General features: G+C 73.7%; 17 protein-coding genes. 13 read left to right on the plus strand and 4 right to left on the minus strand.

From position 1 onward, the window contains the following. Position 1: 1 nt before the first annotated feature. Both ACYVG5_RS04045 and ACYVG5_RS04050 read left to right on the plus strand, forming a co-directional pair. Positions 2-199: a ferredoxin gene (locus ACYVG5_RS04045; protein ID WP_222046819.1), complete on the plus strand. Its 198-nt coding sequence runs from the start codon at positions 2-4 to the stop codon at positions 197-199. 224 nt (positions 200-423) lie between these two features. Further along, a complete protein-coding gene (locus tag ACYVG5_RS04050; RefSeq protein ID WP_222046821.1) occupies positions 424-1,620 on the plus strand; it encodes an acyl-CoA dehydrogenase family protein in 1,197 nt (398 codons plus the stop codon). Positions 1,621-1,699: 79 nt separating this feature from the next. On the opposite strand, the gene ACYVG5_RS04055 is transcribed toward ACYVG5_RS04050, so the two are convergent. From ACYVG5_RS04055 to ACYVG5_RS04065, 3 genes are read right to left on the minus strand one after another with little or no spacing between them, the layout of a single operon-like run. Beyond that, positions 1,700-2,530 carry an SDR family NAD(P)-dependent oxidoreductase gene (locus tag ACYVG5_RS04055; protein ID WP_222046823.1) on the minus strand — a complete coding sequence of 277 codons (831 nt, stop codon included), beginning with the start codon at positions 2,528-2,530 and terminating at the stop codon, positions 1,700-1,702. Further along, positions 2,527-3,612, minus strand: coding sequence for an alcohol dehydrogenase catalytic domain-containing protein (locus tag ACYVG5_RS04060; RefSeq protein WP_222046825.1), 1,086 nt, complete (start codon positions 3,610-3,612; stop codon positions 2,527-2,529). The genes ACYVG5_RS04055 and ACYVG5_RS04060 overlap by 4 nt, the downstream gene beginning before the upstream one ends. Then, positions 3,609-4,421, minus strand: a complete 813-nt coding sequence (locus tag ACYVG5_RS04065) for an alpha/beta fold hydrolase (RefSeq protein WP_222046827.1) — start codon at positions 4,419-4,421, stop codon at positions 3,609-3,611. Before ACYVG5_RS04065 ends, ACYVG5_RS04060 begins: the two co-directional genes overlap by 4 nt. A 329-nt stretch (positions 4,422-4,750) precedes the next feature. Here ACYVG5_RS04065 and ACYVG5_RS04070 point away from each other — a divergent pair, with 329 nt between their 5' ends. The 5 genes from ACYVG5_RS04070 (at position 4,751) to ACYVG5_RS04090 (ending at position 9,768) form a co-directional block, all read left to right on the plus strand. After that, complete coding sequence (locus ACYVG5_RS04070; RefSeq protein WP_222046829.1) at positions 4,751-5,944, plus strand: sugar ABC transporter substrate-binding protein; 1,194 nt, start codon at positions 4,751-4,753, stop codon at positions 5,942-5,944. A 126-nt stretch (positions 5,945-6,070) separates the two neighbouring features. After that, positions 6,071-7,678 carry a sugar ABC transporter ATP-binding protein gene (locus ACYVG5_RS04075; RefSeq protein WP_222046830.1) on the plus strand — a complete coding sequence of 536 codons (1,608 nt, stop codon included), beginning with the start codon at positions 6,071-6,073 and terminating at the stop codon, positions 7,676-7,678. After that, positions 7,675-8,688, plus strand: a complete 1,014-nt coding sequence (locus ACYVG5_RS04080; RefSeq protein ID WP_222046831.1) for an ABC transporter permease — start codon at positions 7,675-7,677, stop codon at positions 8,686-8,688. Before ACYVG5_RS04075 ends, ACYVG5_RS04080 begins: the two co-directional genes overlap by 4 nt. 2 nt (positions 8,689-8,690) lie before the next feature. Further along, entirely contained in the window at positions 8,691-9,230 is a 540-nt protein-coding gene (locus ACYVG5_RS04085; protein ID WP_222046832.1) for a VOC family protein, read from the plus strand. Between the two features lie 31 nt (positions 9,231-9,261). Continuing rightward, complete coding sequence (locus tag ACYVG5_RS04090) at positions 9,262-9,768, plus strand: flavin reductase family protein (protein WP_246629828.1); 507 nt, start codon at positions 9,262-9,264, stop codon at positions 9,766-9,768. A gap of 18 nt (positions 9,769-9,786) precedes the next feature. On the opposite strand, the gene ACYVG5_RS04095 is transcribed toward ACYVG5_RS04090, so the two are convergent. Next, complete coding sequence (locus ACYVG5_RS04095; RefSeq protein ID WP_222046836.1) at positions 9,787-10,614, minus strand: IclR family transcriptional regulator domain-containing protein; 828 nt, start codon at positions 10,612-10,614, stop codon at positions 9,787-9,789. A 211-nt stretch (positions 10,615-10,825) separates the two neighbouring features. Between ACYVG5_RS04095 and icmF the strand changes: the two genes are divergently transcribed. The 6 genes from icmF (at position 10,826) to ACYVG5_RS04125 (ending at position 19,140) form a co-directional block, all read left to right on the plus strand. Further along, the gene (gene icmF / locus ACYVG5_RS04100) at positions 10,826-14,068 is read left to right on the plus strand and encodes a fused isobutyryl-CoA mutase/GTPase IcmF (RefSeq protein WP_222046838.1); all 3,243 of its coding nucleotides are present in this window, start codon (positions 10,826-10,828) and stop codon (positions 14,066-14,068) included. Further along, positions 14,068-14,673, plus strand: coding sequence for a MarR family winged helix-turn-helix transcriptional regulator (locus ACYVG5_RS04105; RefSeq protein WP_246629829.1), 606 nt, complete (start codon positions 14,068-14,070; stop codon positions 14,671-14,673). Before icmF ends, ACYVG5_RS04105 begins: the two co-directional genes overlap by 1 nt. Beyond that, on the plus strand, positions 14,670-15,461 hold the full coding sequence (locus tag ACYVG5_RS04110; protein WP_246629830.1) for a helical backbone metal receptor: 792 nt from the start codon (positions 14,670-14,672) through the stop codon (positions 15,459-15,461). The genes ACYVG5_RS04105 and ACYVG5_RS04110 overlap by 4 nt, the downstream gene beginning before the upstream one ends. Before the next feature lie 51 nt (positions 15,462-15,512). Next, positions 15,513-17,087: an FMN-binding glutamate synthase family protein gene (locus tag ACYVG5_RS04115; RefSeq protein ID WP_222046840.1), complete on the plus strand. Its 1,575-nt coding sequence runs from the start codon at positions 15,513-15,515 to the stop codon at positions 17,085-17,087. A 48-nt stretch (positions 17,088-17,135) separates the two neighbouring features. Beyond that, entirely contained in the window at positions 17,136-18,074 is a 939-nt protein-coding gene (locus tag ACYVG5_RS04120) for a quinone oxidoreductase family protein (protein ID WP_222046842.1), read from the plus strand. Positions 18,075-18,204: 130 nt separating this feature from the next. Further along, positions 18,205-19,140, plus strand: a complete 936-nt coding sequence (locus tag ACYVG5_RS04125) for a cold-shock protein (RefSeq protein ID WP_460682979.1) — start codon at positions 18,205-18,207, stop codon at positions 19,138-19,140. The last annotated feature ends 61 nt before the right edge of the window (positions 19,141-19,201 follow it).

The following is a 19,201-nucleotide window of genomic DNA, read 5'->3' on the forward strand; positions in this document are numbered from 1 at the left end:
CGTGCGGATCGCGGTCGACCGCCGGCGCTGCGAGGGTCACGGGCTCTGCGAGGGCCAGGCGCCGGAGGTCTTCACCCTCGACGACGAGGGGGAGGTGCAGAGCCCCTTCTTCGAGGCGGACCTGCCCGGGGAGCTGACCGGGCCGGCCGACCGGGGGGTCAGCGCCTGCCCGGTGGCGGCGCTCTCGCTGGTCGGCTGACGTGCCCGGCGGCGCTCCGCCGTCCGGGACACATGTGTCTCTTGACACGGTCGATCGACGCGACAACTCTGAAACGAACGCGCGTTCGCACAACGAACGCCGTGTCCCCGGCCGGAGGGCCGTCCCGCCCTGTGGACGACGCCCGTCGGCCATCCGGACCACTCCGGTGGGCGCTCGCGCCCGCCACGCACCGGCCTTTCATTTCCCGCAGAACAGGAGCCACCATGACGACGACGGCACCCGACACCACGTCGAGCCCGGCCCGCACCCCCCGCTCGGCAGCTGATCTGGTCGCCAGCGCGACGGCGCTGCAGCCGCTGATCCGCGAGAACGCCGCGGCCAACGAGGCCGGCGGCCGGCTCACCGACGCCGTCGCCGACGCGCTGCACGAGCACGGGTTCTTCGGGATGTGGACCCCGGCGCCGCTGGGCGGCGCCGAGGCCGACCCGATCTCCTCACTGCAGATCGTCCAGGCGCTGGCCTACGCCGACCCGTCGACCGCCTGGGTGACCATGGCCGCGGCGCTGGCCACCGGCACCGGTGGTGGCTACCTCGGCGACGAGGCGACCGACAAGATGTTCGTCGGCGACCGCTTCCCCGTCGTGGCCGGCCAGGGCACCCGCCCGGGCAAGGCCGTGCGCGACGGCGACGGCTACCGGCTGACCGGCTCGTGGGGTTTCGCCTCCGGCATCAAGCACGCCCAGTGGATCCACACCCTCGGCATCGTCGAGGACACCGGCCAGCCGCTGATCTTCGTGCTGCCCGTCGAGCAGGCCAACCTGCAGGACAACTGGGACGTCCTGGGCCTGAAGGCCACCGGCAGCATCGACTACACGATCGACGACGTGTACGTGCCGGCCGCCTTCACCCACGAGGGCACCACCGAGACCGGCGTCCGCGGCGGCTCGGTGTTCAACCTCGGGATCATGCACTTCGCGATCATCGGCCACTCGGCCTGGGCGCTCGGGGTGTCCCGCCGGATGCTCGACGACCTGGCCGAGCAGGTGCGCGCCAAGGCCGGCCGCGCCGGCACGCTGGCCGACAGCACCGCCTTCCAGGCGGCCTACGGCGAGAACGAGGCCAAGTGGCACGCCGCCCGCGCCCTGGTCTACGAGGCCTGGGCGGACGTCACGAAGACCATCGAGGCCGGCGAGAAGCTCACCCACGAGCAGCGGACCATGGTCCGGCTGGCGCTGTACAACGCCACCTGGACGGCGGAGGCGATCGCCAACTCCGTCTACAAGTCCGGTGGCACCGCGGCGCTGCGGACGGGTGCGCTGCAGCAGTTCTTCCGCGACATGCACGCCGGCACCCAGCACGTCACCTCCGGCCCGCAGGTCATCGAGGGCGCCGGCCGTGCGCTGGCCGGCCTGGCGCCGAACCACGCGTGGGTCTACATGAACCTGGTGCCGTCCACCTGACCCGGTAGCCCGCCACGACGAACGGGCCCGCCCGACCAGATCCGGTCGGGCGGGCCCGTTCGTCGTGCGGAGGGCGGGCTCAGGGGCCGAAGGCCCCGACCATCGCGCCACCGTCGACCGGGTGGACGGCGCCGGTCATGAACGACGACGCGTCGGAGGCGAGCAGCAGGGCGATGCCCTGGATCTCCTGCCGGATGCCCATCCGGCGCAGCAGCACGGTGTCGGCCCACTGCTTCTCCAGCGCCGGCTCGATCGGGCCGCGACCACCGATGTTGGTGTAGAACGGCCCGGGCGCGATGCCGTTGACCCGGATGCCGTCGGGCGCCAGGTCGACCGCCGCCTGACGGACCAGGTTGGCCAGTGCGCCCTTGGAGGCGCTGTAGCCGTAGCCGACCATGTTGTCCGCCCGGAGCCCGGCCGTGGAGACGGTCACCACGATGCTTCCCCGGCCGGCCGGGCGCATGGCCCGGGCCGCCGCCCGGACGGTGGCCAGCGTGCCCACCAGGTTCACCGCCAGCGCGCCGTCGAACGCCGACCAGTCGAGGTCGTAGAGCCGGCCCTCGGCCGAGCTGATGCCCGGACCGCCGGCGATGCCGGCGTTGGCGAACACGGCGTCCAGCCGGCCGCTCTCGGCCGCGGCGCCCCCGACGGCGTCCTCGACCTCACCGGGCCGGGACACGTCGCAGACGACCTGCTGCACGGTGCCCCCGGCCCCGGCCAGCGCCGCGGCACTGGCGGCCAGCTCCTCGGCGTCCCGGTCGAGCATCGTCACCGCGGCGCCGCACTGGAGCAGCCCCTCGGCCATCGCCAGCCCGAGGCCGCTCGCGGCACCGGTCACCAGCACGTGCCGGTCGACCATCGAGAGCCGGTCGGGCAGTGGTCGGGGGTCACGCTGGGCAGGTCCGGTCATCGGAACGCTCCTGTCATCGGGTCGCCCGCTCCCGGGCCGGTGGGCAGCCGGGTGTCGCCGGAGACGTCGACCAACACCTTGACCGCCTCGGTGGGGCGCTCGTCGAGCAGCGCGAGGGCGCCGGCCACCTCGTCGAGCGGGAAGACATGGCTGACCAGCGAGTCGGCCAGCGCGGGATGCCGGGCGACCAGGTCGGCGGCGGCCGCGAACTCGTCGCGGGTGCAGCAGCTCACGCCGAGGACGTCGAGCTCCTTGAACGGGATGGGGCCGGGGCTGGTCGGTGCCGTGGCGGAGGTCAGGCCCACGACGGCCACCCGGCCGCCGTGCCCGGCGACGTCGAGGACCGTGGGCAGCAGCGCGGCCCGCCCCGTGGTGTCGAGCACCACGTCCGGACCGTCGGGGCCGCTGTGCGCGAGCACCTGCCCGGCCAGCTCGGCGCCCTCGGCCCAGGTGACCCCGAAGCCGGCCCGGGCCAGCAGGTCCCGGCGGGCGTCGACCGGGTCGACGACGAGGACGTCGCCGCCCCGGTCGCGGGCGGCCAGCGCCGACGCCGCGCCGATCGGCCCGGCGCCGAAGACCACGACGGTGTCGCCGGGGGAGACCCGGGCCCGCGCGGCGGCGTGCACGCCGATCGACACCGGCTCGACCAGCGCGGCCTGCACGCTGCTGAGCGTGGGGGTGGCGACGGCCGCTGCCGTCGGGACGGTGAGCTGCTCCTGCAACGCGCCGTCCCGGTGCACCCCGATCAGCGCCAGGCGCCGGCACACGTTCACCCGACCCTCGCGGCACGGCCGGCAGGTGCCGCAGGCCAGCACGGGCCACACCGCGACCCGGGTGCCCACCGGTGGCCCGCTCCCGGCAGGGTCGGCGGCCGCGACGACGGCGGAGAACTCGTGCCCCTGCACGCGGGGGAGCAGGCCCTCGTGGGTGGCACCCAGGTCACCGTGCAGCAGGTGCAGGTCGGACCCGCAGATGCCGACGGCCTCGACCCGCACCACGGTCTCCCCGGCCACCGGCCCGCCCGGGCCGGGCCGGTCCTCGAGGAGGACCGAGCCCAGCCCCTGGGTGACCGCTGCCCTCATCGACCGGCGGGAACCGGCTGGGACAGGAAGGCGATCACCTCGTCGGCGACCACGTCGGGCTTCTCCTGGTACAGCGCGTGGCCGATCTCGGTCAGCACGTGCAGCTCCGCCCCGGGGATGGCGGCGGCGTACGCCTCGCTGTGCGGGCGCGGGATGATGCGGTCCTCCTCCGCGGTGATCACCAGGGTCGGCGCGCTGATCGCCTTCAGCCGGGCCGGCAGCTCCGGGTTGTGCAGGAACACGGGACCGGAAGCGGCGAAGCGCTCGACCGCGGCCATGTCGCGGGCGCCCTGGGCGGCGGCCTCGGGGGTGGGCGGCACCGACAGCACGGCCTCGGTGAGGGCCTGGTCGTGGAACAGCGCCCCGAACAGCTCCGGCGGCGTCATGGTCAGGATGTTGGCGGTCGGTGCATCGGGCAGGTGCAGCCCGGCAGGGGCCATCAGGATCAGCCGGTCGATCCGGTCCGGGACCGTGCTGGCGATCTCGGCGGCGATCCAGCCGCCGAAGGACGAGCCGACCAGGTCGAACCGGTCCAGGCCCAGGGTGTCGAAGAGGGCGACGTAGTGCTGGACGAGCAGCTCCATGGTGGCCACCTCGGGGAGCTCGTCGCTCAGCCCGAAGCCGGGGTGGTCAGGGGCGATCACGTCGAAGTGCTGGGAGAGCTGCTCGAGGTAGGGGTTCCACGCCCCGGCGCCGCCGGCGGCGTGCAGGACGACGACCGGACGGCCCGTCCCCTGGCGGAACAGGTTGATCTCCCCGGAGCCCGTCGGGACCCTGGTGGGGGTGGGGCCTGCAGCCGGAACGGTCACGCTGATCTCCGATCTCGAAGTGGTGCGGACAGCTGTCCGCCTTTACGCCCACCGTGTCGCACACCACACCCGGTGTCAATGCTGCCGCAAGGTCCCGCGACCTGCCGGTAGGAGTCGCGGTGGTCGCCGGCACCGGTCCCACGAGCGGCGTAGGGGTAGGTCGGTGCGCGCGCCCGGCGGCGCTGACCGCAAAACGGACACTTGTACGTGTGACGGTTGACACGCTCGCGGCGCGCTGTCAGGGTTCCGCCACCACCACGGCGTCAGGCGGGTGCCGGCACTCGGCCCCAGGCGCTCGTTGTGTTCCCCGACGACGAGAAGGACGCGACATGGCTCTTCGAGCGACCCGCACCCCGCGTGCCCGACGGCTGGCCCTCCCGGCGGCCGCGGTGGCCATCGGTCTGGTGACCGTCGGCTGCGCGCCCAGCTCCTCCGAGGAGGACTCCGGCTCCTCCGGCGAGGCCGGCACGGTCATCTCCGCCGACGTCCTCGACGAGCTCCGTGCCGTTGTCGAGGAGGCGGCAGCGGTTCCCGAGTTCGAGCCGCAGGGGCCGGCCTTCTCGGTCGCCCCCCTCGCCGGTCAGAAGATCCTCTCGATGCCGGTCAGCAGCCAGCTCAAGGGCTGTGACGACATGGCCCGCCAGGTCGTCGACATCGCGAAGAGCATCGGCATGCCCGACAGCACCTACTTCCAGAACGACGGCGGCCCGGCGGCCTGGGTGCAGGGCATGAACCAGGCGATCAACGGTGGCTACGACGGTGTGGCCCTGGTGTGCGGCATCGACCCGGCGTCGCTGGCCCCGCAGATGGCCGCGGCCGAGGCGGCGGGCATCGAGGTCGTGGACATGCACCTCGCCGACGTCTCCGAGCCCGCCTCCGACCTCATCGCCGCGCAGACCAACGGCGAGTTCAACCGCGCCATGGAGGTGAGCGTGGCCGCGGCGCTGGTGGAGGCCAACGGCAACCCCATCGACGCCCTGATGATCACGTCGAACGAGAACCCGCCGTCCATCGGCATGGAGCAGACGGTCAAGGACGAGTTCGCCCGGCTCTGCGGCGACGAGTGCGGCGTCGAGACGATCAACATCCCGATCACCGAGTACGCCACCAAGCTGTCCGGCGCGGTGAGCTCCGCGCTGGTGGCGAACCCGGACATCGAAGCCGTCTTCATGGCCTTCGACGCCCAGACGCCCTTCGTCGTCTCGGCGCTCAAGGCCTCCCGCACCGACGCCAAGACCTACGCCTTCGGCGCGGACGAGCCGGCCATCGAGATGATGACCGATCCGTCCAACCCGATGGGCGGCGACATGGGCCCCAGCTTCCCGTGGATGGCCTACAGCGGTGCCGACCAGCTCTTCCGGGTGATGGCCGGTGAGCCGGCGATCCCGGCGGCCGAGGCCTTCGCGCCCTACCGCATGTTCACCCCGGAGAACGCCGACGAGGCCACCCCGCCCGACTACGGCTTCGGCGACTCCTACGTGCAGGGCTACCGCGACCTCTGGCTCGACGCCCCGCCCGCCTGATCCACGGCTCCGGCGGTCCCCGCGACGCGGGGACCGCCGGACCGCTCGACCGACACACCCGTGGGACGACGGCGGATGCGCACGTCCGCCCGCGTCCCACGTCCACCCGGCAGATGGGCAGCACGGATGTCGACCACGGCACTGGAACTCCACAACATCTCGAAGGTCTTCGGTGGCACGCGCGCACTCAGCGGCGTGGACATGACCGTCCAGCACGGCGAGGTGCTGGCACTGCTGGGCGAGAACGGCTGCGGCAAGTCGACCCTGGTCAAGGTGCTGGCCGGCGTGCACGAGCCGGAGCCCGGCGGCCGGCTGGTCGTCGACGGCACCGAGGTCCCGCTCCCCATGCCGCTGGGTACCTCCAGCGACCTCGGGCTCTGCTTCGTCCACCAGGACCTCGGCCTGGCCCGCCCGCTGACGGTGCTGGAGAACCTCCTCGGTTTCGCGCAGGAGGGCGCCTCCCGGTGGAACATCCGCTGGGGCCGGGAGGTCCGCAAGGCGCGGGAGATGCTCCGCTCCTACGGCGTCCTCGTCGACCCGATGGCGGTGGTCAACCAGTTGCCCCCGGTCGACCAGGCGCTGGTCGCGATCGCCCGCGCCGCCGAGCAGCTCAAGCAGCACCGGGAACGCACCGGGGCCACCTCGTCGGTGCTCGTGCTCGACGAGCCGACGGTCTTCCTGCCCGAGGAGGAGGTCAGCTTCCTCTTCGACCTCATCCGCACGGTGGTGGCCGGTGGGTCCAGCGTCATCTTCATCTCCCACGACCTGCCCGCCGTCCGCGAGATCGCCGACCGGCTCACCGTGCTGCGGGACGGCCGGGTGGTGGCGCACGCCTCGATGAGCGACGTGACCGACGACGAGATCGTCGAACTGATCGTCGGTGCGGGCGCCGCGACGAAGACCGCCTTCGGCCACGGCGGGGGCGCGCCGACCGACCGCGCCTTCGACCGGACCCCCGGTGCCGGCCTCGACGTCCGGGGCCTGGTGGGTGGACGGCTCACCGGCCTGGACCTCGCCGTCGCGCCGGGCGAGGTGGTCGGGCTGGCCGGCCTGCTCGGCTCCGGTGCCGAGGACGCGCCGTACCTGCTCTTCGGTGCCCGGTCCGCCACCGCCGGCGAGATCACGGTGCACGGCCGCACCCTGCCGGTCGACCGGCAGCAGCCGGCGCTGGCCGTCGACGCGGGCCTGGCCCTGATCCCCGCCGACCGACGGCGCGACGCGATCGCCCCGGGGGTCTCGGTGGCCGAGAACATGATGCTGCTGGTCGTCGCGACGTTCCGGCGGCGCGGTGTCCTGCAGACCCGGCGGATGCGCGCCACCGCCGACCAGCGGGCCGACGCGCTGGACGTGCGGCCGCGCCGCACGTCGGTGCCGGTGGGCACGCTCAGCGGCGGCAACGCCCAGAAGGTCGTGCTTGCCAAGTGGCTGGAGATCTCCCCGAAGGTGCTGTTGCTGCACGAGCCCACGCAGGGCGTCGACGTGGCGGCCCGGGCCGAGATCTACCGGGTCATCAGACGCGCCACCGAGACCGGGATGTCGGTGCTGTGGGTCTCCAGCGACTTCGACGAGCTGGCCACCGTCAGCGACCGGGTGGTCGTCGTCAGCGGCGGCACCGCCGTCTCCACCGTCGAGGGCAGCGACATCACCCCCGAGGCCATCACCACGGCCGTCTACGGCGCCGCCCGGGCGACCGGGGAATCCACCATCACGACAGCGGGAGCGGCCACATCATGAGCACGACGGACGTCGCGGAGCGACGCGGGGCCGAGGGCGCCCCTGGCGAGAGCGGCACGCCGCCGACCACGAAGACCCGGGGCAGCTGGGCGGAGAAGGCGGCACTGCCGCTGGCCTGGGTGGTGCTGTTCGCCGTCTTCGCCGCGCTGAACCCCGACCGGTTCCTCTCCATGGGGAACATCTCGAACATCCTGGGCTCGCAGTCGATCCTGTTCATGCTCGCCCTGGCGGCCCTGCTGCCCTCGATGGTCGGCGACATCGACCTGTCGCTGGGCAGCATCGGCGGGCTCTCGGCCATCCTCGTCGCGGTGCTGAACGTGCAGCAGGGCGTGCCGATCGGGCTGGCCTGCCTCCTGGCCATCGGCGCCGGCGCGCTCTGCGGGGCGGCGAACGCGCTGTTCGTCGTCCGCTTCAGGACCGAGCCGTTCATCATGACGCTGGGCACCGGCACGTTCTTCGGCGGGCTGATCTTCTGGATCGCCAACTCGACCACCATCGTGGGGGTGTCCGGCACGCTCTCGGAGTGGACGTACGTGCGGGTGATCGCCGGTATCCCGATCCAGTTCTACTACTGCCTGCTCGTGATGCTGCTCATCTGGTACGTGTCCACCTACACCCCGCTGGGTGTGCGGGCGCTGTTCGTCGGGCAGTCCCGCGACGTCGCGGCGCTGAGCGGGATCAAGTCCGACCGGATCCGGTGGGGCGCGTTCGTGCTGGCCGGCGTGATCGCCGCCCTGGGGGGCATCCTCTACGTGGGCACCACCGGATCGGCCGGCCCCTCCTCGGTGGGCGCCTTCCTGCTGCCCGCCTACGCGGCGATCTTCCTGGGCGCGACCTCGATCCAGCCCGGCCGGTTCAACGCGCTGGGCACCGGGGTGGCCGTGCTCTTCCTGGCCACCGGTGTGGCCGGACTGCAGCTGCTGGGGGCGCAGGACTACGCCCAGCAGCTCTTCTACGGCGGCGCGCTGGTCGCCGCGGTGACGCTGTCCCGGTACCTGCGGCGGACCTGACCGTGGCCGAGTTCGGCTTCGGGCAGCCCCGCGGCGGGATCGTCCAGACGGCCTACGTGGTGCCCGACGTGCGCGCGGCCATCGCCGCCTGGGTGGCCGACCTCGGCGTGGGGCCGTGGTTCCTGCTGGAGCACTTCACCGGCGTCGACGCGGTGTACCGCGGCGAGCCCAGCCGGGCCGACGTGGCGATCGCGATGGCGTTCGCCGGGCACATGCAGATCGAGCTGATCCAGCCGTTGGACGACGCCCCGTCGGTCTACCGGGAGACCGTGCAGCAGCGCGGGTGGGGCTTCCACCACGTCGGCCTGGCCACCGACGACCTGGCCGCGGACGTCGCCGCCCGCGAGGCGGCCGGTGCCACGGTGGCCTTCCGGGCGGGCGTGCCCACCGGCGGAACGGTCGTCTACCTCGACGGCGGACCTGCCCTGCCCGGCTTCGTGGAGCTGATCGAGGGCACCGCCGGGATGGACGACATGTTCACCCGATACTGGCTGGCGTCGGTCGGCTGGGACGGCCGCGACCCGGTCCGCCCCTTCGGCTGACCCACCCACGAGAACCATGGAGGACGACCCGATGACCTCTCCCGCCGATGAACGGCCGGACCTGCAGACGCGTTTCCGCGAGGTGATGGCCGGCGTGGCCACGCCGGTGTCGGTGGTGACCGCCATGGGTGACGGGCTGCCGCACGGGACCACGGTGAGCGCGTTCGCCTCGCTGTCGATGGAACCGCCGATGGTGCTGGTCTCCCTCGACCGCGGCTCGGACCTGCTCGCCCTGGTCCGGGACACGCACCGCTTCGGGGTCAACGTGCTGGGAGCCGACCAGTCGGAGCTGGCGCTGGCCTTCGCCCGCAAGGGCGGGACGGGCAAGTTCAACGGCGTGCGCTGGGAGGTCGACTCCGACCTGCCGCGGCTGCCCGGCGCGCCCGGTTGGCTGGCCTGCGAGGTCGCCCAGCTCGTCGAGGGGGGCGATCACGTGGTCGCGCTGGGCACCGTCGTGGCCGCCGACACCGTGCACGGCCAGCCGCTGACCTATCACGGCCGGCTCTTCGGGACCCACGCCGCGCTCGACGGTCTCTGACCCGTCGCCGCAGGCTGCTCAGGCGCTGGCCGGGCCGGCCTCGGGACGGCGGAGCTCGACGTGCGGCCGGCTCTGCCACAGCGCCCATTCCGTGCTGACGTCGCCGGCGGTGCGGAGCAGCAGCGGTAGGTGCTCGTGGACCAGCCGGTCGGTGGAGGTCTCCGCGGCATGGACGGTGACGTTCATGGCTGCCCGGACCGCGCCGGCGCTGTCGCGCACCGGAACGGCGACCGAGCGCACCCCGGGTGCCAGCTCCTCGTCGGCCAGGGCCCAGCCCCGGGCGCGCACCTCGCTGAGCTCCGCGCGCAGTTCCTCGGCGGTGCGGGAGACGTTGGGCGGCAGCCCCGACCGGCTGGGCTCGGCCAGCGTCGCGTCGAGCTGCTCGGTGGTCAGGCCGGCGAGCAGCACCTTGCCCTGCGAGGTCTGCACCGCCGGGAACCGGGTGCCGATGTCGACCCGCAGGGCGATCAGCTTGGGCACCGCGACCCGGGCGACGTAGACGATGTCCGCCCCGTCCAGCTGGGCCATCGAGGAGGACTCCCCGGTCCGGCCGACCAGCTCCTCCAGGTGCGGGCGGGCGATGTCCCAGAGGCTGAGCGCCCCGACGTAGGCCATGCCCAGCGACAGCACCTTGGGCGTGAGCTGGAAGACGCCGCCGGTGCTGGTCACGAAACCGAGCTCCTCGAGGGTGAGCAGCAGCCGCCGGGCCGTCGGGCGCGCCAGCGAGGCGGCCGAGGCCACCTCGGTCAGCGACATGGTCCGCCGGTCCGGGTTGAAGCACGCGAGCACGTCCAGGCCGCGTGCCAGGGCCTCGACGAAGTCGGGTCCGGTACCGCGCCCTGCCATCGTTTGCGTCCCCTCGTGCTGCCGTCGTCCGTCGCGCACGAGCGTCTCACGTTCCACGCCTCCGGCCGGCATTCCGCTCGCCGGTGGACGCGCCCGCGGGGGTGGCCGGATACGTGGACGTCCAAGCATATCGGCCGTAGAGTCCGGACCAGCCGCGGACGACGGTGCCGGCCGGTGCCGGGCCGTTCCGGGGCCCCGCGCGAGGAGACGCATGGCGACCGCCCCGGACCTGCACGTGCCCACCCACCCGGTGCGCTTCGTGACCGCCGCGAGCCTCTTCGACGGGCACGATGCCGCGATCAACGTGATGCGCCGGCTGCTGCAGTCGCAGGGGGCCGAGGTGGTCCACCTGGGCCACGACCGGGGCGTGGACGCGGTGGTGCGGGCCGCGGTGGAGGAGGACGTCCAGGGCGTCGCCGTCTCCTCCTACCAGGGCGGGCACGTCGAGTACTTCAGCTACCTGGTCGAGCGGCTGGCCGCGTGCGGTGCCGGGCACGTGCAGGTCTTCGGCGGCGGCGGCGGGGTCATCGTGCCGGCCGAGATCGCCGTCCTCCGCGACCGCGGCGTGCGCATCTTCGCCCCCGAGGACGGCCAGCGGCTCGGCCTGCCGGGGATGATCAACGAGCTGGTCCGCTGCTGCGACGTCGACCTCGCCGCGCGGCCGCCGGACGTCGATGCGCTCACCGCGGGCGATCCGGCGGCGCTGGCCCGGGCGGTCACGGTGCTGGAGAGCGGGCGCTCGCCCGAGCTGGCCGCGCAGCTGCGGGCCGCCGCCGGCCGCCGTGCCGTTCCGGTGCTGGGCATCACCGGCACCGGCGGGTCGGGGAAGTCCTCGCTCACCGACGAGCTGCTCCGCCGGTTCCGGCGCGACGGCGCCGACCGGCTGCGGATCGCCGTCCTGGCCGTCGACCCGACCCGGCGTCGGGGTGGCGGGGCGCTGCTCGGTGACCGCATCCGGATGAACGCGCTCGACGGCGGCGACGGCGACCGCACCTTCTTCCGCTCGCTGGCCACCCGCTCGGCCGGCGCCCAGCTGCCCGAGCACCTCGGCGACGTGCTGGCCGCGGTGCAGGCCGCCGGGTTCGACCTGATCGTCGTGGAGACCCCGGGCATCGGGCAGGGCGACGCCGCGATCATTCCGTTCAGCGACGTCTCGCTGTACGTCATGACGCCGGAGTTCGGCGCGGCCTCGCAGCTGGAGAAGATCGACATGCTCGACTTCGCCGATGCCGTGGCGGTCAACAAGTACGAGCGGCAGGGAGCCGAGGACGCCCGCCGGGACGTCGCCCGCCAGCTGGTGCGCAACCGGGAGGCGTTCGGCACGCCCTGGGAGGAGATGCCGGTCTTCGGCACCAGCGCCGCCCGGTTCGACGACGACGGCGTCACCGCCCTGTACCAGCACCTGCGCGACCGGCTGGCCGAGCGGGGGCTGCCCGCCGTCGGCGGGGCGCTGCCGCCGGTCGACGTCCGGATCTCGACCGGGCTGACCAGCGTCGTCCCGCCGTCCCGGTCCCGGTCGCTGGCCGAGGTGGCCGAGGCCGTGCGCGACCACCACCGGCAGACCGCCGCCCAGGCCGAGCTGGCGCGCCGGCGCCAGCACCTGCAGACCGTCGCCGGCCTGCTGGACGGCGACCCGGCGGCCGGGCGGGTGCGGGCGCTGCTCGACGAGGTCGAGGACGAGGTGTCGCCGGACGTCCGGACCGCGCTGGCCGACTGGCCGGACCGGGTGGCGCGGTACTCCGGGGACGAGCTGGTCTACACCGTGCGGGGCCGGGAGATCCGCACACCGCTGGCCCGCACGACTCTCTCGGGCACCCGGGTGCCGCGGGTGGCGCTGCCCCGGACCGCCGACGCCGGCGAGCTGGTGCGCTTCCTCCGCTCGGAGAACCTGCCCGGGGAGTTCCCGTTCACCGCCGGGGTCTTCCCGTTCAAGCGGGCCGGCGAGCCACCGGCCCGGATGTTCGCCGGTGAGGGCGACGCGTTCCGCACCAACCGGCGGTTCCGGGTGCTGGCCGCGGGCAACGAGGCCACCCGGCTGTCGACGGCGTTCGACTCGGTGACCCTCTACGGCCGCGACCCCGACCGCCGCCCGGACGTGTACGGCAAGGTCGGCACCTCCGGGGTCTCCATCGCCACGCTGGACGACATGGCCGAGCTCTACCGCGGGTTCGACCTGTGCGCGCCCACCACCTCGGTGTCGATGACGATCAACGGGCCCGCCCCCACGGTGTTGGCGATGTTCCTGAACACCGCGATCGACCAGGGGCTGGACGCCTTCCGGGCCGAGCAGGAACGCGAGCCGGACGCGGCCGAGGCCGGCGAGGTCCGCGACCGGGTGCTGGCCGGCGTCCGCGGCACCGTGCAGGCCGACATCCTCAAGGAGGACCAGGGCCAGAACACCTGCATCTTCAGCACCGAGTTCTCGCTGCGGTGCATGGCCGACGTGCAGCAGTGGTTCATCGACCACCGGGTGCGGAACTTCTACTCGGTCTCGATCTCCGGATACCACATCGCCGAGGCCGGGGCGAACCCGATCAGCCAGCTCGCCTTCACCCTCGCCAACGGCCTGACCTACGTCGAGGCGTACCTGGCCCGCGGCATGCACGTCGACGACTTCGCGCCCAACCTGTCGTTCTTCTTCTCCAACGGGATGGACGCCGAGTACACGGTGATCGGCCGGGTGGCCCGGCGGATCTGGGCGATCGCGCTGCGCGACCGCTACGGCGCGAACACCCGGTCGCAGCAGCTGAAGTACCACGTGCAGACCTCGGGCCGGTCGCTGCACGCGCAGGAAATGGACTTCAACGACATCCGCACCACCCTGCAGGCGCTGTGCGCGGTGTACGACAACGCCAGCAGCCTGCACACCAACGCCTACGACGAGGCGGTGACCACGCCCAGCGAGCAGTCCGTGCGCCGGGCGCTGGCCATCCAGGTGATCATCGACCGGGAATGGGGGCTGGCCGGCAACGAGAACCCGCTGCAGGGCTCGGCCGTGGTCGAGGAGCTCACCGACCTGGTCGAGGAGGCGGTGCTGGCCGAGTTCGACCGGATCGCCGAGCGCGGGGGAGTGCTCGGCGCGATGGAGACCGGCTACCAGCGCGGCCGGATCCAGGACGAGTCGATGCGCTACGAGCACCGCAAGCACGACGGCAGCCTGCCCATCGTCGGGGTGAACACCTTCCTCGACCCGCACCGCGACGAGCAGCCGCCCGCGCCGGTCGAGCTCGCCCGGGCCACGGCGGCGGAGAAGGAGTCGCAGCTGGCCCGGCTGGCCGACTTCCAGGCCCGGCACGCCGCCGATGCGCCCGGGGCCCTGGCCCGGCTGCAGGAGGCCGCGACATCCGGCGGGAACGTGTTCGACGCCCTGATGGACGCCGTCCGGTACTGCTCGCTGGGGCAGATCACCGAGGCGTTCTTCGAGGTCGGCGGGCAGTACCGGCGGAGCGTGTGATGAAGGACCACTCCGGTCCTCGGCCCCGGCCAGAGGCTCGCCGCGAGCCTGCGAGCGGTGAGGAGGGCGGGGTCCTTCGACTGCAGGGTGGCCGTTCCAGCACCTCACCTCTGCTGGCGTTCGACCCGGTCGCCGAGGCGACCCGGCAGTGGCGGGAGCACGGCTGGGCCGACGCCGCCGACGGCATGGCGACCGTGACGTCGCTGATGCGGGCCCAGGCGATCGTGCAGGCGCGGGTGGACGACGTGCTGCGGCCGCTGCAGCTCAGCTTCGCCCGCTACGAGCTGCTGGTGCTGCTGTCGTTCACCCGCCGCGGGTCCCTGCCGATGGCGAAGGCCGGCGCGCGCCTGCAGGTGCACCCGGCGAGCGTCACCAACGCCGCCGGCCGGCTGGAGGCCGCCGGACTGGTGGTCCGTTGTCCGCACCCCGACGACGGGCGGGCGGTGCTGGTCGAGATCACCGACGCCGGGCGCGCGGTCGCCGCGGAGGCCACCGGCCGGCTCAACCGCGAGGTGTTCAGCTCCCCGGACCTGGGCGGCGGACGGGCGGCGGAACTGGTCGCCATCCTGCGCGACCTGCGCCGGGCGGCCGGCGACTTCGCATGAGGGGCCAAAGTCGCGACTTCGGCCCCCTGCGGGATGATCTGGGGACGGCGGTCGCGCTGCCCCGGCCACCGCGGCGGGTGGTGTCGCTGGTGCCCTCGCTGACCGAGGCGCTGGCCGTCACGGTGCCCGAGCGGCTGGTCGGCGCCACCGACTGGTGCAGCCATCCGGCCGGGTTGGCCGTGACGCGGGTGCGCGGGACGAAGAACCCCGACCGGGCCGCGATCGCCGCGCGCCGGCCCGACCTCGTGGTGGCCAACCAGGAGGAGAACCGCCGGCTGGACGTCGAGCGGCTGCGCGCGGCCGGCATTCCGGTGTGGGTGACCGTCGTGGAGTCGCTGGACCAGGCGCTCGCGTCGCTGCGCCGGCTGTTCGCCGACGTCCTCGGTGTCGGGGAGCCGGCCTGGCTCGCGGCCGCCGCGGCCGGCTGGGCGGAGCCGCCGGCCGGCCCGCGGCTGCGCGTCGCGGTCCCGGTCTGGCGCGACCCGTGGATGGTGGTCGGCGCGCGCACCTTCACCGGCGACCTGCTCGCCCGGCTCGGGCTGGACAACGTGTTCGCCGGGCACGCCGAGCGGTACCCGCGGCTGGAGCTGGACGCCGTGCGCGCCGCCGGTCCCGAGCTCGTGCTGCTGCCCGACGAGCCCTACCGGTTCACCGCCGACGACGGCCCCGAGGCGTTCGGCGGCCTGCCGGTCGCGCTGGTGCCCGGCCGGGAGCTGACCTGGTACGGGCCGTCGCTGGCTTCCGCCCGGGGCACGCTCCTGGACGCGGTCCGGGCGGCCGGCGGCTGAGGCCGGCCGCTCCACCTGGCACCCGGCTCCGGTGGCGGGGAAGGTGGCGACATGAAGCGTGCCGTCCCGACCGGCGTGGCCGCCGCCCTCGCCGCGCTGGGTGCCCTCGCCACCCGCGACCTGGTGCAGCGCGACCACGCCCTGCTGCGCAACTTTCCCGTTCTCGGGCACGCCCGGTATCTCATCGAGTCGATCGGGCCGGAGCTGCGGCAGTACCTGGTGGCCGGCAACAACGAGGAACGCCCGTTCACCCGCGACCAGCGCCGCTGGGTCTACGCCTCGGCCAAGAAGGAGAACAACTACTTCGGCTTCGGCACCGACAACGATCTCGAGTACACCGCCGGCTACCCGGTGATCAAGCACGCCACGTTCGGCCGGGCCGTCCCGGCCACCGCGGTCCAGACCGGCCACGACGTCGAACTGCCCGGCGCCAAGGTCCTCGGCGGCGCCCGTGGTCGGCGGCTGGCGTTCCGGCCGCCGTCGGTCGTCAACATCTCGGCGATGAGCTACGGGTCGCTGTCCGGGGCCGCCGTGGAGGCGCTCAACCGGGGGGCGGCGCTGGCCGGGTGCCTGCACAACACCGGCGAGGGCGGCCTGTCGGTGCACCACCGGCACGGCGGGGAGCTGGTCTTCCAGATCGGCACCGCCTACTTCGGCTGCCGCGACGAGCACGGCCGCTTCGACCTCGCCCGGTTGAAGGACCTGGTCGCCGGCGCGCCGGTCCGGGCGCTGGAGATCAAGCTCAGCCAGGGCGCCAAGCCCGGCCTGGGCGGCGTGCTCCCCGGCGCCAAGGTCTCCGCCGAGATCGCCGCCACCCGGGGGGTGCCCGAGGGCCGCGACTGCATCAGCCCGTCCCGGCACGCCGAGTTCTCCGATCCCGACAGCCTGCTCGACTGGGTCGAGCTGCTCGCCGCCGAGACCGGCCTGCCGGTCGGCATCAAGTCCGCGGTCGGTGACCTCGGGTTCTGGGACGAGCTCACCGCGCTGATGGACACCACCGGCCGCGGCGTCGACTTCGTGACGGTGGACGGTGGCGAGGGCGGCACCGGTGCCGCACCGATGATCTTCACCGACTCGGTGTCGCTGCCCTTCCAGCTCGGCTTCGCCCGGGTCTACTCCACCTTCGCCCGCCGCGGCCTGCACGAGCAGGTCACCTTCATCGGCGCCGGGAAGCTCGGGCTGCCCGACAACGCCGTCGTCGCGTTCGCGCTGGGCTGCGACATGGTGAACGTGGCCCGGGAGGCCATGCTGGCCATCGGCTGCATCCAGGCGCAGAAGTGCCACACCGACACCTGCCCCACCGGCGTCGCCACCCAGAACGCCTGGCTCACCCGCGGCCTGGACCCGGCGCTCAAGTCCGTCCGGGCGGCCAACTACGTCAAGACCCTGCGCCGCGACCTCGTCAAGGTCGCCGAGGCCTGCGGTGTCGAGCACCCCGGCCTGATCGCCAGCGGCGCCGTGGAGGTGCTGGACGGCCGGACGGCGGCCACGCCGCTGCACGAGGTGTACGGCTACGAATCCGGCTGGGGGCTGCCGTCGGCCGCCGACCAGGCCGAGATCGCCCGGCTGATGACCCCGGAGGCACCCGAGGGCGGCAGCGCACCACCGTCCGCGACAGCGACCTGAGCCCGCCGGCGGGGTTTGACCGGCCGCTCCCGACGGCACTCACCGGACATGCGCGCAGTCGTCTTCCAGTCCAACGGTGGTCCCGAGGTCCTCGAGTACACCGAGGCGCCCGATCCGCAGCCCGGAGCGGGCCGGGTGGTCGTCGAGGTCGCGGCCGCCGGGGTGAACTACATGGACGTCTACGAGCGGGAGGGGCGTGGCTACGGCTCCACCCCGCCGGCCGTGCCGGGCGCCGAGGGTGCCGGCACGATCGCCGGAACCGGGCAGCGGGTCGCCTGGATGAACGTCCCCGGCAGCTACGCCGAGCGGCTGTCCGCCCCCGAGGAGCTGCTCGTCCCGGTACCCGACGGCATCGACCTGGACGTCGCGGCCGCGGCCCTGCTGCAGGGGCTCACCGCGCACTACCTGGCGTCGGACTCGTACCCGGTGGAGCCCGGCGACTGGGTGCTCGTCCACGCCGGGGCCGGCGGCGTCGGCCTGCTGCTCACGCAGATCGTGGTCGCCCGGGGCGGCCGGGTCATCGCGACCACGTCCACCCCCGAGAAGGCGGAACTGGCGCGCGGGGCCGGTGCGGAGGAGGTGATCGGGTACGAGTCGTTCGCCGAGCGGGCCCGGGAGATCACCGGCGGCGAGGGCGTCGCCGCGGTCTACGACGGCGTCGGCCGGACGACGTTCCTCGAGGGGCTGACCGCGCTGCGGCCATGCGGCAGCATGATCGTCTTCGGCGCGGCCAGCGGCCCGCCGGAACCGGTCGACGTCTCGCTGCTCGCCGCCCGTGGGTCGCTGTACGTCCAGCGGCCCACCCTGAAGACCTACGCCCGCTCCGCCCCGCTCCTGCAGACCCGGGCGCGGGAGGTGCTGGACCTGATCGCCACCGGCCGCCTCGACGTCCGGATCGGGGCGCGGTACCCGCTGGCCGAGGCCCGTTCGGCGCACCAGGACCTCGAGGCGCGCCGCACGACCGGCAAGCTGCTGCTCGTTCCGTAGGACGCCGGATCGGGCCGGTGGGTGCAGGCGCCCGCCGGCAGACGGCAGGATGATGCGAGGCTTGGTACCGGGTGTGAGCCCGGGAGCGCCGGGAACGGCCGTCGACATCGATCAGTGCAGGAGAAGCAACATGCCGCAGGGCACGGTGAAGTGGTTCAACGCCGACAAGGGCTTCGGGTTCATCGGACCCGACGACGGGGGCGAGGACGTCTTCGTCCACTTCTCCGCGATCGCCGACTCCGGTGGGTACCGCAGCCTGGACGAGGGCCAGCGGGTGGAGTACGAGGCCAGCCCCGGCCAGCGCGGGCTGCAGGCCGACTCCGTGGTGTCCCTGGGCGGTGGGGGCGGCCGGGCCCCGGCACGCGACGAGCGGGGACGGGACGACCGGGGGCGGGACGACCGGGGGCGGGGCCGGGACGACCGCGGCGGCCGGGACGCATGGCGCGACGAATCCCGCGGCGGCGGGCGCGACCAGGGCCGTGGGCCCTCCTCCGGTGGTGGCCAGCAGGGCACGGTGAAGTGGTTCAACGCCGACAAGGGCTTCGGATTCATCGAGCCCGACGACGGTGGGCAGGACGTGTTCGTGCACTTCTCCGCGATCGCCTCCGGTGGCTACCGCAGCCTGGAGGAGGGGCAGCGGGTGGAGTTCGAGTCCCGCCCCGGTGACCGGGGCCTGCAGGCCGACAACGTGGTGCCGATCGGTGGCGGTGGCGGCTCCCGGGACGAGTACCAGCGCGACGAGTACCGCCGGGACGACCGCGACCGGGACGGGTACCGCCGGGACGACCGGGGCCGCGACGACGTCCGCGGGAGCGGACGCGACCGGGGCCCGTCGGCCGGCGGCGGGTCGTCCCCCGGCGGCGGCTCGCAGGGCACGGTGAAGTGGTTCAACGCCGAGAAGGGCTTCGGCTTCATCGAGCCCGACGACGGTGGGCAGGACGTGTTCGTGCACTTCTCCGCGATCGCCTCCGGCGGTTACCGCAGCCTGGAGGAGGGCCAGCGGGTCTCCTACGACGCCAGCCCGGGGGAGCGCGGCCTGCAGGCCGATCACGTCGAGCCGCAGTGACCTGCTGAGGACGTCCCGCCGGTGACCCGACCGCGGTCGGGTCACCGGCGGGACGGAGCCG

The sequence above is a fragment of the Modestobacter lapidis genome (assembly GCF_054780755.1).

Excerpts from the sequence above, each read along its gene's own strand:
- ACYVG5_RS04110 (WP_246629830.1), top strand. The coding sequence starts at position 14,670 with ATGAGGGGCCAAAGTCGCGACTTCGGCCCCCTGCGGGATGATCTGGGG.
- ACYVG5_RS04125 (WP_460682979.1), top strand. The coding sequence starts at position 18,205 with ATGCCGCAGGGCACGGTGAAGTGGTTCAACGCCGACAAGGGCTTCGGG.
- ACYVG5_RS04055 (WP_222046823.1), bottom strand. The coding sequence starts at position 2,530 with ATGACCGGACCTGCCCAGCGTGACCCCCGACCACTGCCCGACCGGCTC.
- ACYVG5_RS04075 (WP_222046830.1), top strand. The coding sequence starts at position 6,071 with ATGTCGACCACGGCACTGGAACTCCACAACATCTCGAAGGTCTTCGGT.
- ACYVG5_RS04120 (WP_222046842.1), top strand. The coding sequence starts at position 17,136 with ATGCGCGCAGTCGTCTTCCAGTCCAACGGTGGTCCCGAGGTCCTCGAG.
- icmF (WP_222046838.1), top strand. The coding sequence starts at position 10,826 with ATGGCGACCGCCCCGGACCTGCACGTGCCCACCCACCCGGTGCGCTTC.
- ACYVG5_RS04115 (WP_222046840.1), top strand. The coding sequence starts at position 15,513 with ATGAAGCGTGCCGTCCCGACCGGCGTGGCCGCCGCCCTCGCCGCGCTG.
- ACYVG5_RS04090 (WP_246629828.1), top strand. The coding sequence starts at position 9,262 with ATGACCTCTCCCGCCGATGAACGGCCGGACCTGCAGACGCGTTTCCGC.
- ACYVG5_RS04070 (WP_222046829.1), top strand. The coding sequence starts at position 4,751 with ATGGCTCTTCGAGCGACCCGCACCCCGCGTGCCCGACGGCTGGCCCTC.
- ACYVG5_RS04080 (WP_222046831.1), top strand. The coding sequence starts at position 7,675 with ATGAGCACGACGGACGTCGCGGAGCGACGCGGGGCCGAGGGCGCCCCT.
- ACYVG5_RS04105 (WP_246629829.1), top strand. The coding sequence starts at position 14,068 with ATGAAGGACCACTCCGGTCCTCGGCCCCGGCCAGAGGCTCGCCGCGAG.
- ACYVG5_RS04060 (WP_222046825.1), bottom strand. The coding sequence starts at position 3,612 with ATGAGGGCAGCGGTCACCCAGGGGCTGGGCTCGGTCCTCCTCGAGGAC.
- ACYVG5_RS04095 (WP_222046836.1), bottom strand. The coding sequence starts at position 10,614 with ATGGCAGGGCGCGGTACCGGACCCGACTTCGTCGAGGCCCTGGCACGC.
- ACYVG5_RS04050 (WP_222046821.1), top strand. The coding sequence starts at position 424 with ATGACGACGACGGCACCCGACACCACGTCGAGCCCGGCCCGCACCCCC.